Source organism: Longitalea luteola (assembly GCF_017356035.1).
Lineage (GTDB): Bacteria > Bacteroidota > Bacteroidia > Chitinophagales > Chitinophagaceae > Niastella > Niastella luteola.
In genome coordinates, this window is the sequence record NZ_JAFIQX010000003.1 from 246,062 (window position 1) to 260,845 (window position 14,784).

Consider the following 14,784-nt stretch of genomic DNA (forward strand, 5'->3'; position numbering starts at 1 on the left):
TGGCTTAATGAAAAATTTGTAGATTGACAATTGTGGGAATCCTGGACCGCTTTTTAGGCAAAGAAGAGAATCTTTCTTTTAAAAAGAATCTGCGCAATGTACTGGGTTTTACCCCAGGCAAGCTCGCATTATATAAGGCTGCCCTTACACATAGGTCGGTAAGGGATAATGCCGACGAAAATAATGAACGGCTCGAGTACCTCGGAGATGCAATACTCAGTGGGATCGTAGCCGATTTTCTTTTTAAGAAATACCCCTACAAAGAAGAAGGCTTCCTCACCGAAATGCGCTCCAAAATGGTGAATCGTAACAAGCTCAACGAGATCGCCATCAAAATGGGCTTAAAAAAGATCACTTTCTACAATAAGTTCGACAATTCGCTAAAGATGAGCCAGATCTTTGGCAATACCCTGGAAGCTGTGGTTGGCGCCATTTACCTCGACCGGGGCTTTACAAAGACCAAACAATGGGTGTTTGAATGCATCATCATTCCCCATTTGTATATGGAAGACCTGGAGAACCTCGAGATCAACCACAAAAATAAATTATACGGCTGGGCCAATAAGAACGGCAAGAACCTCGAATTTGAAACCCTCGATGAACGCATTGAAGGTGGCCGCCGCCTCTTTACCATCGGCGCCGTTGTCGATGGCGAATTACTGGCCGAAGGCAAAGCCTATAATAAGAAAGACGCCAGCCAGATAGCCGCCGCCATCGCTATAGATAAACTCGGTTTGAATAAAACCGAAGCAGCGGAGGAGGAATAGAGGCAAAAGGCAAAAGGCTGAAGGCAAAAGGCTGAAGGCTGAAGGCTGAAGGCTGAAGGCTGAAGGCTGAAGGCTGAAGGCTGAAGGCTGAAGGCTGAAGATCTTGGCGGCGCAAGGTCGATTATAAATTTCAGTCGAAAGAAACTATTTCACTATCTGCTATTGAACTTACCGTTAACTTCTATACCTCAATTTTCACGGTCACTGGTTACGCGGCAACTTAGTCAACTTATACTGGCCAACTTATATTACTCTCACTGTCCCTCCATTCACTGTCCTTTATTAACAGGATCTACCGGTCAACCAGGCCAGCCGGTAAGCCCCTCAATGCAGCGACCCTTAAAGAGTTCCCCTTATTGTAAAATATTTCCATATATGGGAAGATTTCCGGCAGTTGGTGATTGGTTCCTGCGCAGGAAATAATGTTTTTTTGAGAATTTATGAAACTTGCATATAAGGCTGAAGTTCACTTGTTTGTACAGGAAAAAACGTCATCAAAACAGTTAACGATACCCTTCGTTTTTACCATACCAGGTAAATCAGGTACGTGTATTGAAAATATACTGTCGTAACTGTTCACCCGATGAAATCAATTTACACGATCCTAGTATCCTTTCTGATGACAACCAGCCTGATGGCTGAATCGATCACCGCCAAAACAGGCGATTGGGATAAGCCAACGTCCTGGAACCAGGGCCGTATCCCAGCCAATGGCGACAGCATTATAATCCCGGAAAATAAAACGGTAATCCTCGACGGCAATGCCGATCTGGAAAACGTAGTACTGATCATCAAAGGCGTATTGCAACTGGAAAACGGCAAACTGAGATTTGACCTGCCGAGCCGCATCATCATTTATACCGGCGGAAAAATAACCGGTATCAACAATAACGATCAGGTAAAAATTGGTGATGAATTTAAGTTCAGAGGTTCACAGCTCGTTCAAACAGGCTATAGCTACGCTGATCAGTCAACAGGCGATGGCTTTTTATCTGCAGCGGTGCTGCCCGTTATCTTTCAATCTTTTTATGTTACCCGCCAGGGATCAACTATCCAGCTTAGCTGGAGCACAAGTGAAGAACTGAACAACCAGTATTATGCAGTGGAAAAAAGCGCCGATGCGCGCAGCTGGAAACAGGTTGCTGTAGTGGCCGGTGCAGGTACATCAAACCTGGTGAACAAATACGGTTACACCGATAAAAATATTACTGATGCAGTGGTATATTACCGCATTCGCCAGGTAGACATAAGCGGTGCTGTCTTTTATTCTGCCATCCGCTCCCTGCGTAATAGCGGAACCAGCCAGGTAGCTGACATCTATGCTTCATCCAACAAAACAGTTACCATCGACTTTAACAGCGATATAAAAGATAACGTTTCCATACAGTTGATAAACATGAGCGGGCAGGTGATCGTGCGTAAGGAATTTCACCAGGCTTCTTACCGGCTTGTCGTAAACGCGATGAGTGCCGGCTCCGGTGTGTACGTTGTACGGGTTAGTGATAACAAGGGCTGGAGCGAGGTTAAGAAAATAGCATTGTAGGTTTAAATGGTCCTCATATTAGGTAAACAGTAATGGTTCCGCTGTGTCTACAGCGGAACTTTTTTTGTATCTATTGCGTATATTTTTCTAACGTAACCAGCACAGTTACAGCTGATTTGGTCTATTATCTGCCCAGGGTATGGATTATTACCTATACATGTATTATATTCACCGCGTTAAGTCACTATCTTTAAAGGGAATTGCTTTGTCATGTCCGCATTTGACCCGGAACGTCATATTACCAATGTAGACTACAAGATTGTAGCCGCTTTGGAAAAAATTTCTGAAGTATTCAGGGTTTTGTTATGGACAGAAGCCAAGGAACATAAGCTGAGTCCGATACAGATGCAGCTGTTGATCTTTATCAAATACCATAACTCCGATAAACAGCGCCGCATCGCTTCCATGGCGCGGGAGTTCAATCTTACCAAAGCCACTATCAGTGACTCCATTAAAGTGCTGGAACTAAAAGGATTGATAAAACGGTCAGACGATGTGCTGGATTCCCGCAGTTTTAATTTTTCGCTTACTGAGCAGGGTATGAAGCTCACCGGCATGATAGAGAATTTCACCTTGCCCCTCGATGGCGCCATCGCTACCTTATCGCCGCTGCAAAAAGAGCAGTTTCTGATGGCGATACTTGAACTTATCTACCGCCTCAATCAGAATGGCATCATTTCTACCCAGCGCATGTGTTATAATTGTTTCTATTATAATGGCGACCGCCAACAGGTGCACTATTGCAACCTGATGCAAAAGGCGCTGGTCATTGATGAATTGCGCATTGAATGCCCCGAGCATAAGACAACAAGCAATAGACAATAGACAAAAGGCAATGCGCTCGTATGGCGGGGTGTTTGATTGCTAACAAGCTGATTGCAGATAGGGTGCTTTGTCAATTGCCAATTGTCAATTGCCTATTGATCCTTCATTTCCATACAGAGTTCAATCAACACGCCATTTGTTCCTTTTGGATGTAAAAAACAAACCAGTTTGTTGTCGGCACCGCGTTTGGGTTTATCATTGAGCAGCACAAAACCCGCATCCACCAGCCGCTTCATTTCTGCTTCAATATCGGCCACCTCAAAAGCAATGTGATGGATCCCTTCGCCCTTTTTATCAATATACCGGGCAATCACCCCTTCGGCACTGCTGCTTTCGAGCAGTTCAATTTTTGAATCACCGGTTTTAAAAAAAGCAGTAGTTACCTGTTCACTTTCCACCTGTTCCGTTTTGTAACAAGGCGTATTCAGCAGTTTTTCAAACAGGGGTATCGATTGCGATAACTCGCGAACGGCAATGCCTATGTGTTCAATTTTCATTTAATTGATAAGTTGATAGGTTGGAAAGTTAATAAGTAATCTCAAGTTGGCAGTTTGCAAATTGTTACAGGTTACAAGTAACAGGTTTCAAGGCTTTTAAATTTGTGAACCCTGTCTGCTATACAGCCTTCCGGCGCTGAGGCCCTGTAACCTGAAACACGGAACCTGTAACCACTGTTTTTATTAACCGGCAACCAAAGAGAACCATTATGATTAATTTTGTGTTCACATATCATGCTGAAACTGCCAATCTATCTCGATCATAATGCTACCACGCCCTGCGACCCGCGGGTAATGGAAGTGATGTTGCCTTTTTTTACCGAACAGTTTGGTAATGCCGCCAGTCGCAGCCACTCATTTGGCTGGCAGGCCGAAGAAGCCGTAGATTATGCCCGCGAACAGGTAGCCAGGCTTATAGGGGCAGAACCTAAAGAGATCATTTTCACCTCCGGCGCCACCGAAGGCGATAACCTGGCCATAAAAGGCGTGTTTGAAATGTATGCAGGCAAGGGCAATCACATCATTACCTGTGTTACAGAACACAAGGCCGTGCTGGACACCTGTAAACATATTGAGAAATTGGGTGGGGAAGTAACCTATCTGCCGGTCAATAAAGAAGGACTGATAGACGTGCAGCAGCTTGAAGCCGCGATCACGCCGCGCACCATCCTGATAGCCATCATGTATGCCAATAACGAAACAGGCACTATTCAACCGGTGAAAGCGATCGGGGCATTGGCCAAAAAGCACAACGTATTGTTTTTTACGGATGCCACGCAGGCCGTTGGCAAAATACCGGTAGATGTTATAAAAGATGATATTGATCTGCTTACCTGCAGCGCCCATAAGATGTATGGACCCAAAGGGGTGGGCGCCCTGTATGTACGAAGAAAGAATCCGCGGGTGCGGCTAACCGCCCAGCTGGATGGGGGCGGCCATGAACGAGGCATGCGCAGCGGCACCCTGAACGTGCCAGGCATTGCCGGTTTTGGCAAAGCCGCCGACATTTGCCGCCAGGATCTGCAGGCAGATACGGAACGGATGAGCCGGTTGCGCGACAAACTTGAAAATGCCCTGTTGCAACTGGATGCCACCTTTGTCAATGGCAGCCGAACCAGCCGCTTACCCCACGTTGCCAATATCTCGTTTAACTTTGTAAATGGCGACGGATTAATGATGGGATTGAATAAAGAAGTGGCCCTGTCCTCTGGCGCCGCCTGTACCAGCGCTTCCATGGAACCGAGTTATGTGTTGAAAGCGCTGGGTGTGGAAGACGACCTGGCCCACAGCTCCTTGCGGTTTTCCATTGGGCGGTACACAACTTCTGAGGAAATTGATTTTGTTATAGAAAAAGTTACCAATACAGTGAATGAACTGAGAGCAATGAAAACAATTTGAAAATTAGATAATTCGATAATGTGATAATTGAAATACAGGAAGTTATATTGAATGAATACGCATAAATTGGCTAATTTTAAACAAATGAGCCCGAAAGGCGTTATATCGTAGAGTTTTTGAGTTTATCAAATTATCACATTATCACATTGATTATATGATTTACGTTAGCGATAAAGCAAAAGAGAAAGTACATAAACTGATGGAGGAGAGCAACTATTCCACCGATGCCGGCTATTTTCTGCGGGTATCTGTAGTGGGCGGCGGCTGTTCCGGCCTCAGCTATAAAATGGATTTTGATAACCAGTCAAAACCCGGGGACCAGGTTTTTGAAGACAATGGCATAAAAGTGGTCACTGACCTCAAAAGCTTTTTATACCTGGTGAATACCACCCTGGAGTTTTCAGAAGGGCTTAATGGGAAAGGGTTTTATTTCAACAATCCCAATGCCAGCCGTACCTGCGCCTGCGGTGAAAGTTTCTCGGTGTAATCAACATTTTTATATAGGGAAGGCCCCACTCTCAACCGGGAGTGGGGCTTTGTCGTATCTGGTTCGTACCAGATTCGGGTTAGCGTTTGGTATGTGTCGATGGTGACACATCTGTTTTACGTAGGTGTTCCGTACATGTCTCGTCTCTTTAAAGGAACGGGATATAAACGAGACATATACGAGACATCCACGGAATATGTACGAAACATGGGCGAAGCTGACCAGATACAAACCCGGTCCCGGGCTTGATCACAACAGGTAGTGGCGGAGGTCGGAAATCCGAAGTCGGAGGTTAGAAGTTAGAAGTCGGCAGTCAGAAGTGGGATTAACTGCTTCCCCTTTAGGGGGCTGGGGGGTAAAATAAAAATCCCCCGTTATTACGGGGGGACTTTTTATGCAGTAGGTTTCGGCTATTTATAATTGAACTAGAGAAAATAGACGGTAACCGGATAGATCAATTTTTCATGGATAGTTAAAAGTGTACACGCAATATAATAAAATTGCTGAAACGTGCGTCATAGAGCCGCATCTTTTATTAACATATACTTATAATCACTTATTTTCGCTCTCATGTGGTCTGTTTGTAAAAAGGAATTCCGGCAATTTTTCAGCAGCCTGACCGGCTATATTGCCATCATCGTATTCCTACTGTTAAATGGATTGTTCCTGTTCGTATTCCCTGATACCAATATCCTGGACTATGGCTTTGCCACCCTTGACAAATTCTTCGAGCTGGCCCCCTGGATCTTGTTATTGCTGATACCTGCCATTACTATGCGCAGTTTTGCCGACGAATTCAAAGGCGGCACCTTCGAGATCTTACAAACCAAGCCGCTTAGCCGATGGCAACTCGTTTCCGGAAAATACTTCGGGTCGCTGGGCGTAGTGCTTATTGCCCTCATCCCCACTATCATATATCCCATCAGCGTGCAGCAGCTGGCCGCCACCGGCGGTGGTATCGATCTGGGTGGAACCATCGGTTCTTACATCGGCCTTATTTTCCTGGCCGGCGTTTTTGTGGCCATTGGCATAGCCTGCAGCAGTTTAACCAATAATGCGGTGGTGGCCTTCATAACCGGCGCTTTCCTTTGCTTTGTATTGTACAGCGGCTTTAACGCCGTTAGCCGCATACCGGCCCTGCAGGCAGGCGCCGATTATTATATTGAAATGCTTGGCATCGACTTCCACTACCGCAGCGTAAGCAGGGGAGTGGTGGATAGCCGCGATATTATTTATTTTCTCAGCGTTATTCTGTTCTTCCTCATTGTTACCAATCGCAATTTGTTGAAACGATAATCCGGAAATACACCATGAACAAATTATTGTCCTCGAAACTATGGTGGTTGTTTTTGCTGATCGTACTGGTAGGTATCAATTACCTGGCATCAGTAGTGCATACCCGCGTTGATCTTACCCAGGAAAAAAGATATACCTTATCGCCTGCTACCAAAAAATTATTAAGAGGCTTACACGATAAAGTTTCCGTCACGGTATTGCTCACGGGCGATATGCCGGCCGGTTTCAAAAAACTATCCAACAGCACCCAGGAGATGTTGCAGGAATTCAAAGAACTCGCCGGCAGCAATCTTCAGTTTAAATTCGAAAAAGCCGGAGAAGGTCTGGACGATTCGGCCAGAGCGAAAATGCAATTGCATTTAGACAGCCTCGGCCTGAAACCAACCAACATTAAAGTAAAAGCAAAGGCCGGTGAAGCCCAGGAAGAACGGCTGGTATATCCGGGGGCACTGATCACATACAGGGATCGCGAAGTTGCCGTTGACCTGCTACAGGGCCAGGATATGACTGGTGGCGTGCAATCGCTGAATAATGCCGAAGCCTTACTGGAATATAAAATGGCCCGCTCCATTCAAAAGATCACGGCCGATACCGTTCCGGCGATCGGTTACCTGGTGGGCAATGGACAACCGCTTACCTACAACGTGTACGACCTTATTGATCGCACGCTTCGCCAGGAATACCGCTTTGGATTTGTACCTATTGACAGTGTGCCGGTAATTCCGCCGGTGTTTGATGCCCTGGTGATCGTTAAACCTACTGAACCCTTCAGTGATCAGCAAAAGCTGAAGATCGATCAGTATATTATGAACGGCGGTAAGGTCTTCTGGCTTATTGATAAACTGTATGCCGAAATGGACAGCCTCATGCGTTCGCGCAGTGATTTTGTAGCGTATGACCGCAACCTGAACCTCGATGATCTGTTGTTCAAATACGGCGTGCGCATCAACGGCAACCTGGTGCAGGACCTGCAATGCGATAAAATTCCCCTGGTGGTAGGCAATTATGGCAACCAACCGCAGATGCAGCTGATACCCTGGCCTTATTTCCCGACATTATCGTCTTATTCGGGCCACCCGATTGCCAAGAACCTCGACAATGTATTATCCATCTTCCCCAATTCAATCGATACGGTAAAAAATAATATCAGGAAAACGATCCTGCTGTCAACCTCAGAAAGTTCCCGCGTCATTAGTACGCCGGCCATTGTATCATTGAACAGTGTTAAAACCGAAGAGGACCTCAAGACATTCAACCAGGCTTTCATTCCCGTGGCGGTGCTTTTGGAAGGAAGATTTTCTTCATTGTACACGAACCGCCTGTCGACCGGTACGCTCGATACCCTGGCGGGGATCTATAAACAACCGTTCCGGGCGGCTACCCAACAGGAAAGCAAAATGATCGTGGTGTCTGATGCCGACCTGGTAGCCAATGTGGTCACGGCGAATGAAGGGCCTCTTTTCATGGGGTATAACCAGTTCACCAATAACCAGTACGCTAACAAGGATTTCTTCCTCAATTGCATTCAATACCTTACCGATTCATCGGGAATTCTTGAAACGCGCGGCAAAGATTTCGCCCTGCGCCTGCTGGATACGAAAAGAACGGAAGAAGACCGGGTGCAATGGCAGCTGATGAATATCGGGTTGCCGGTGGTGCTGGTGTTGTTGTTTGGAGTTGTATATCAGGCAGTAAGGAAGAGGAAGTACCAGGGGAAGAAATAGTTGCCGGTTGCCGGTTGCCAGGCCTTGAATTTTTTAACTGTTACCTATTTTTCATGCATCCCGCAATAGGTGCCCGGTAACTGGTAAGCTGCACTACAGATTAAACTGGAAACTTGTAACCTGTAACCTGGGCCCTGTACGCCGTCACAACCTGTAAACGTGTATCTTTGCCCACCATTTAATATTGACATGACAGCTGAGCAGATCACGTTTTTGACTTTTGGATGTTTATTAATCTTGGCATTGGCTTTTGACCTGGGATTACTGAGTAAAAAAGGTTCCCACATAACCATAAAAAAAGCTATATGGCAGACAGCCTTCTGGGTGACACTGGCCCTGCTTTTCTTTGGTTTCTTATGGATCGAGAACGGCCATGAAATTGCCATTAGTTATGTGAGCGCTTACCTGATGGAGTGGTCGCTAAGCATTGATAATATCTTCGTATTCATCCTGATCTTCGGTTTTTTCAAGGTCAAGGAGAAATTTTACGGGCGCGTGCTCCTGATCGGCATCCTGATGGCCATTTTCTTCAGAATTATATTTATTTCCATAGGTATCGGTCTTGTAAAGCAATTCCACTGGATCTTATACATCTTCGGAGCCGTTTTGGTGTACACCGGGATCTCCATGTTCCGGGCGAAACACGATGAAGAGGCCGACCTCGAAAATAACCGGGTGTACCGGTTGCTGAAACGCGTGCTGCCCCTCACCACGGATGACGGCGGTGGAAAATGGACCACGCGGATCAATGGCAAAAAATTTTACACCAGTCTGTTCGTGGTAGTAGTGATGCTGGCCACCACCGATATTGTTTTTGCCCTGGATTCCATTCCGGCGGTATTTGCTATTTCGCCGGAACCGCTGGTGGTGTATACTTCCAACATCTTTGCCGTACTGGGTTTGCGCTCCCTGTTCTTTTTGCTGAAAGGCGCTGCCAATAAATTTGCCCATCTACAACAGGGTATTGCCATCGTTTTGATCTTTATCGGTCTAAAAATGCTGGTTGAATATTTTCATGTTGAAATCCCGGTTTATATTTCCCTGCTGGTGATCGTAACCTGCATTGTTGCTTCTATAATTTATTCTATCAACGTAAGTAACCGCGCCCTTGAAACCAAACCAACAGATGCAGGCATAGACCGGGAAATTCACTGATCAAATTAACCGGGTGAAATACTTTATTGACAATATTGCTTCCATTATCAAGGGGCAGTGGCTGGCTCAGCACGACAATTCCTTAATAGAACAATTGCTGATCGACAGCCGCAAGCTGATCTTTCCGCACACTTCCTTGTTCTTTGCCCTGAAAGGGCCGCGCCGCGATGGCCATTCCTTTATTACGCAACTCTATAAAAAAGGCGTTCGCAATTTTGTGGTGAGCGAAGCGGTGGATATTACGCAGTTATCCGAAGCCAATATTATACAGGTCACCGATCCATTGCAGGCATTGCAAACCCTGGTGGCCTGGCACCGCAAACAATTCAATTTGCCGGTGATAGGCATTACAGGTAGCAATGGAAAGACCATTGTAAAAGAATGGCTGAACCAGTTGCTGGATAAACGGTACACTATCATCAGGAGCCCCAAAAGCTATAATTCGCAAATTGGCGTACCGCTGAGTGTTTGGCCGCTCAATGAACAGCACGAACTGGCCATCTTTGAAGCCGGTATTTCGCAGCCCGGTGAAATGGAACAGCTGCAGAAGATCATTCAGCCCACCATTGGCATTTTTACCAATATTGGCGAAGCGCACAGCGAAGGCTTTGTGAACCTGCGGCAAAAAGTGAATGAGAAGCTGCAACTCTTCAGGCATGTGCAAACACTGGTGTATTGCCAGGATGATCACGACATTAACAGCGGGGTGGCTGCCTTATGGCAACAGCTGCCCAACAATAAACGTTTTGAGATCTTCAGCTGGAGTATGGTGACGGAAGCCACCCTGCAGATCAGGCAGGTGGTAAAAGAAAATGGAAAGACCACCATTACCGCCATTTACCAGCAAGAAGAGATCAGTATTGTAATTCCCTTCACCGATAACGCTTCCCTCGAGAATGCCATTCATTGCTGGTGCGTGCTGCTGCATCTGCAGGTTCCGCAGGAAATGATCAAACAGGAAATGGAACTGCTGGGACCGGTGGCCATGCGGCTGGAACTGAAAAAAGGCATTAACAATTGTTCCATCATCAACGACAGTTACAGCGCCGACCTGAGTTCATTTACCATCGCTTTGGATTTTTTAAGCCAGCAGGAACAGCATGGCCGCAAAACGGTCATTCTCTCCGATATCTTACAAAGCGGAAGATCGGAAAAAGACCTGTATGCCGAAGTTGCGCGGCTATTGCAGCAACGCCAGGTGAACAGGTTGATAGGCATTGGCGAACGCATCTCACATCACCCGGCGGTTTTCCAGGCGGCTGGTATTCCCGAAATGGCGTTTTATTCGTCGGTAGACGCATTCATAAAAGAGCTCAAGAATCATATTCCCTTTAAGGACGAGACCATTCTGTTAAAAGGCGCCCGCATTTTTGAATTGGAACAGATCGACCGGCTGTTACAGCAGAAAGTACATCAGACGGTACTTGAAATAGACCTTACGGCCGTAGCTCATAACCTGAAGCAGTATCAGCAGCTGCTGCAACCGGCTACCCGCATCATGGCCATGGTGAAAGCGTTTTCGTATGGCAGCGGTAGTTATGAGATCGCCAATGCGCTGCAGTTCCACCGGGTCGATTACCTGGCGGTGGCCTATGCCGATGAAGGCGTTGAATTGCGAAAGGCAGGTATTAATCTGCCCATCATGGTAATGAACCCCGAGGAATCAACGTTCGATGTGCTGGTACAATACAACCTGGAGCCCGACCTGTATTCGCCCGGCATCCTGGCATTGTTTGAAGATTTTGTTAAAAAGCAGGGCATTCAGCAGTTCCCTGTCCATATTGAACTGGAAACGGGCATGAACCGCCTGGGATTTTCCCTGGCTGAATTGCCTGCCGTAATACAATCATTGCGCACGCCATTGTTTAAAGTGCAAACTGTGTTTACGCATCTGGCATCGAGCGAAGACCCGCAACACGATGCTTACACGGATCAGCAAGGTGCTTTATATATGCAAATGGTTGAGCAGCTGCAGTCCGTTCTTAACTATCCGTTCATCAGGCATATAGTGAATACGGCCGGTATCATCCGTCATCCCCAATGGCACCTGGATATGGTGCGCCTGGGTATTGGCCTGTACGGCGGCGACAGCAGCGGAGAAGGCGGTTTGGACCTGCGCGAGGTTTCTACCCTTAAATCGACCATTGCGCAGATAAAAGAGCTGAAAGAAGGGGAAACGGTGAGCTATGGCCGGAGAGGCGTGGTAACCAGTGATGCGCGGATTGCAACTGTGCGCATTGGTTATGCCGATGGTTATCCGCGGCTGTTGGGTAATGGCGCCGGAAAAATGCTGGTGAATGGGCACCTGGCACCTGTTATAGGATCTGTGTGTATGGATATGACGATGATTGATATTACTAATATTTCACATGTTCATGAAGGCGATGAAGTGATCATTTTTGGCGGCGCATTACCGGTGAAACAGGTAGCCCATTGGGCGCAAACCATTCCGTATGAACTGCTTGCCGGCATCTCGCACCGGGTAAAACGAATCTATTTTGAAGAGTAGTGCAACCTGTAAGGTCCATCCCGGGGTTTTATTGAGTTAGAAAAGTCCGCTGCACCAGGCAGGTCGGTTCACCGTAACAGCCGCTCATCAAAAAGGTATGCCACACTTGCCTGGCGGCGCTAGCGAAAGTGTGGCATACCTCTTTAAAAACCTTATCTTTGGAAACTAAATTTTAGCATAGTGAAGATCAGAACTGTAGTCCTTTTAATACTGGCAATCATTATCGCCGACCAGGCTTTAAAAATATGGGTGAAAACCAGCATGAATTACGGCGAGCAGATCTTTTTGCTTGGCAGGTCGTTACGGCTGTATTTTATAGAGAACGAAGGAATGGCCTGGGGCTGGAAGTTCGGTGGCGAATGGGGTAAACTGGCGTTGACCATCTTTCGATTGATCGCCGTGATCTTTGGCGTTTATTATATCCGCAGTATTATACAAAAGAGATATCACCCGGGTTTTATTATCTGCGTATCGATGATCTTTGCCGGCGCACTCGGCAACCTGATCGATAGTATGTTCTACGGCATGATCTTCTCCCGCAGTGATGATGGATTACCACTGGCGCAAATGTTCCCAGCCGGTGGCGGTTATGCCGGTTTTCTGCATGGCAAAGTAGTGGACATGATCTATGCTCCCATCATTGAGAATAAGGTCTTACCTGCATGGATACCTTTTTGGGGCGGTGAGCGGTTCACTTTCTTTTCACCCATCTTTAATATAGCCGATGCTTCTATTTCAGTAGGTGTTATTGCTATCCTGGTGTTCCAGAAAAGATTTTTCAGGAAAGAAATAATGGAAGGATCGGAAGCTCCGGTGAACATTAAGAAAGATGATCCCTTGAAAGATCCCGTGAAGGTTTATAGTGATCAGTAAGAATAAATAAAGAACTATCAATAAAAAAATGTCGGGGTGAAATTACCTCGACATTTTTGTTTTATAAGCCAGCAGTGGAAGTCGTCAATTGTACGAAGTACGAAGACTGAGGTTAAAGAAAGAAGTAAGAGGTACGAAATACAGGATTATCTTACGTCCTACATCCTACTTCTTACTTCACATACCTATTTCCGGGGACACACTTTACAAGATAGACCTCGTTATATCTTTCCCACCATGTCTTTAGGAACCACCCACTCGTCGAATTGCTCGGGGGTAACATAGCCGAGTTTCACGGCCATTTCTTTGAGGGTAGTGCCTTCTTTATGTGCTTTCTGCGCGATCTCGGCAGCCTTGTAATAACCGATCCTGGTATTGAGCGAGGTCACCAGCATGAGTGAATTATCAACGTGCTTTTTGATATTTGCTTCAATAGGTTCAATACCTACAGCACATTTGTCATTGAAGCTTACACAACCATCGCCGATCAGGCGGGCGCTGTGCAGAAAGTTATAGATCATTACGGGCTTGAACACGTTCAGTTCAAAATGACCGGTGGCGCCGCCGATATTGATGGCAACATCATTACCCATTACCTGTGCAGCGATCATGGTCAATGCCTCACACTGGGTGGGGTTCACTTTACCAGGCATGATAGATGAACCGGGTTCGTTATCGGGGATGAACAATTCACCAATACCGCTGCGGGGGCCGGAAGACAACATGCGGATGTCGTTGGCGATCTTCATGAGGCTTACCGCAACTGTCTTCAAAGCACCATGGGCTTCCACGATAGCATCGTGCGCAGCCAGGGCCTCGAATTTATTTTCAGCCGTAACAAAAGGCAAACCGGTGAGGGCTGCAATATGTTTGGCAACGTTCTCAGCATAGTTAGGCGGCGTGTTGATGCCGGTTCCTACGGCAGTACCACCCAATGCCAGTTCGCTCAGGTGCGCCAACGTATTTTTGATAGCGCGTAAACCATGATCGAGCTGTGAAACATAGCCACTGAACTCCTGGCCAACGGTAAGCGGTGTAGCATCCATAAAATGCGTACGGCCGATCTTTACCACATTCATATATTTTTTGCTTTTTTCAGCCAGGGTGTTGCGTAATTTTTCAATACCCGGAATGGTAACTTCAACCAGTATTTTATATGCCGCAATGTGCATGGCGGTAGGGAAGGTGTCGTTCGAAGACTGCGACTTATTTACATCGTCATTCGGATGGAGGAACTTTTCTTTATCGGTCAGTTTACCACCTTTGATCAAGTGTCCGCGGTAAGCAACTACTTCATTTACGTTCATGTTGCTTTGGGTACCGGAACCGGTTTGCCAAACTACCAGGGGAAAATAGGCGTCTAATTTGCCTTCCAGGATCTCGTCACATACCTGGCCAATTACATCGCTTTTTTCTTTGGGCAGAACACCGGCCTCAAAATTGGTAATGGCGGCTGCTTTTTTCAGGTAAGCAAATGCCCGGATGATCTCTTTCGGCATTTTATTGATATCCTGTGCAATCCTGAAATTATCAATACTGCGCTGAGTTTGTGCGCCATACAGGGCATCGGCAGGCACCTGTACTTCTCCCATGGTATCTTTTTCTATCCGGAATTCCATATTGTAAAATTTGCGCAAAAATACATGGTTTCGGGTTACCGGATGCCCGGTCCCGGGTTTCAATGCCCATAAATGCGTGAAGTTATCGGTG

Annotated in this window: 12 protein-coding genes; 10 read left to right on the forward strand and 2 right to left on the reverse strand. The window is 46.5% G+C overall.

The genetic code is table 11. From position 1 onward, the window contains the following. The first annotated feature begins 32 nt into the window (after positions 1 to 32). From JUB15_RS09550 to JUB15_RS09560, 3 genes are all read left to right on the forward strand, one after another. Positions 33 to 767 carry a ribonuclease III family protein gene (locus JUB15_RS09550; RefSeq protein WP_369411534.1) on the forward strand — a complete coding sequence of 245 codons (735 nt, stop codon included), beginning with the start codon at positions 33 to 35 and terminating at the stop codon, positions 765 to 767. A gap of 583 nt (positions 768 to 1,350) precedes the next feature. After that, complete coding sequence (locus tag JUB15_RS09555) at positions 1,351 to 2,310, forward strand: T9SS type A sorting domain-containing protein (RefSeq protein WP_207512251.1); 960 nt, start codon at positions 1,351 to 1,353, stop codon at positions 2,308 to 2,310. A gap of 210 nt (positions 2,311 to 2,520) precedes the next feature. Continuing rightward, positions 2,521 to 3,135 carry a MarR family winged helix-turn-helix transcriptional regulator gene (locus tag JUB15_RS09560; protein ID WP_207512252.1) on the forward strand — a complete coding sequence of 205 codons (615 nt, stop codon included), beginning with the start codon at positions 2,521 to 2,523 and terminating at the stop codon, positions 3,133 to 3,135. 92 nt (positions 3,136 to 3,227) lie between these two features. On the opposite strand, the gene mce is transcribed toward JUB15_RS09560, so the two are convergent. Beyond that, positions 3,228 to 3,632, reverse strand: coding sequence for a methylmalonyl-CoA epimerase (mce, locus tag JUB15_RS09565; protein ID WP_207512253.1), 405 nt, complete (start codon positions 3,630 to 3,632; stop codon positions 3,228 to 3,230). 234 nt (positions 3,633 to 3,866) lie between these two features. On the opposite strand from mce, the gene JUB15_RS09570 reads away from it, so the two are divergent. From JUB15_RS09570 to JUB15_RS09600, 7 genes are all read left to right on the forward strand, one after another. Beyond that, positions 3,867 to 5,030: an IscS subfamily cysteine desulfurase gene (locus tag JUB15_RS09570; protein WP_207512254.1), complete on the forward strand. Its 1,164-nt coding sequence runs from the start codon at positions 3,867 to 3,869 to the stop codon at positions 5,028 to 5,030. A 154-nt stretch (positions 5,031 to 5,184) separates the two neighbouring features. Next, positions 5,185 to 5,517 (forward strand): HesB/IscA family protein, encoded by a 333-nt coding sequence (locus JUB15_RS09575; protein ID WP_207512255.1) that lies wholly within the window; start codon positions 5,185 to 5,187, stop codon positions 5,515 to 5,517. A 570-nt stretch (positions 5,518 to 6,087) separates the two neighbouring features. Next, positions 6,088 to 6,813 (forward strand): gliding motility-associated ABC transporter permease subunit GldF, encoded by a 726-nt coding sequence (gene gldF, locus JUB15_RS09580; protein ID WP_207512256.1) that lies wholly within the window; start codon positions 6,088 to 6,090, stop codon positions 6,811 to 6,813. A gap of 14 nt (positions 6,814 to 6,827) precedes the next feature. Next, complete coding sequence (gldG, locus tag JUB15_RS09585) at positions 6,828 to 8,537, forward strand: gliding motility-associated ABC transporter substrate-binding protein GldG (RefSeq protein WP_207512257.1); 1,710 nt, start codon at positions 6,828 to 6,830, stop codon at positions 8,535 to 8,537. A 189-nt stretch (positions 8,538 to 8,726) separates the two neighbouring features. After that, entirely contained in the window at positions 8,727 to 9,692 is a 966-nt protein-coding gene (locus JUB15_RS09590) for a TerC/Alx family metal homeostasis membrane protein (RefSeq protein ID WP_207512258.1), read from the forward strand. Between the two features lie 13 nt (positions 9,693 to 9,705). Beyond that, on the forward strand, positions 9,706 to 12,201 hold the full coding sequence (locus JUB15_RS09595) for a bifunctional UDP-N-acetylmuramoyl-tripeptide:D-alanyl-D-alanine ligase/alanine racemase (protein ID WP_369411521.1): 2,496 nt from the start codon (positions 9,706 to 9,708) through the stop codon (positions 12,199 to 12,201). Between the two features lie 180 nt (positions 12,202 to 12,381). Then, positions 12,382 to 13,074 (forward strand): lipoprotein signal peptidase, encoded by a 693-nt coding sequence (locus tag JUB15_RS09600; RefSeq protein ID WP_207512259.1) that lies wholly within the window; start codon positions 12,382 to 12,384, stop codon positions 13,072 to 13,074. A gap of 221 nt (positions 13,075 to 13,295) precedes the next feature. Here the strand turns inward: JUB15_RS09600 and fumC are convergent, their stop codons facing one another. Then, positions 13,296 to 14,693 (reverse strand): class II fumarate hydratase, encoded by a 1,398-nt coding sequence (gene fumC / locus JUB15_RS09605; protein WP_207512260.1) that lies wholly within the window; start codon positions 14,691 to 14,693, stop codon positions 13,296 to 13,298. Positions 14,694 to 14,784 lie beyond the last annotated feature (91 nt).

Bases quoted from the DNA above. Each gene is read 5' to 3' on its own strand.
- JUB15_RS09555 (WP_207512251.1), top strand. From the start codon at position 1,351: ATGAAATCAATTTACACGATCCTAGTATCCTTTCTGATGACAACCAGC.
- JUB15_RS09560 (WP_207512252.1), top strand. From the start codon at position 2,521: ATGTCCGCATTTGACCCGGAACGTCATATTACCAATGTAGACTACAAG.
- mce (WP_207512253.1), bottom strand. From the start codon at position 3,632: ATGAAAATTGAACACATAGGCATTGCCGTTCGCGAGTTATCGCAATCG.
- JUB15_RS09570 (WP_207512254.1), top strand. From the start codon at position 3,867: ATGCTGAAACTGCCAATCTATCTCGATCATAATGCTACCACGCCCTGC.
- JUB15_RS09575 (WP_207512255.1), top strand. From the start codon at position 5,185: ATGATTTACGTTAGCGATAAAGCAAAAGAGAAAGTACATAAACTGATG.
- gldF (WP_207512256.1), top strand. From the start codon at position 6,088: ATGTGGTCTGTTTGTAAAAAGGAATTCCGGCAATTTTTCAGCAGCCTG.
- gldG (WP_207512257.1), top strand. From the start codon at position 6,828: ATGAACAAATTATTGTCCTCGAAACTATGGTGGTTGTTTTTGCTGATC.
- JUB15_RS09590 (WP_207512258.1), top strand. From the start codon at position 8,727: ATGACAGCTGAGCAGATCACGTTTTTGACTTTTGGATGTTTATTAATC.
- fumC (WP_207512260.1), bottom strand. From the start codon at position 14,693: ATGGAATTCCGGATAGAAAAAGATACCATGGGAGAAGTACAGGTGCCT.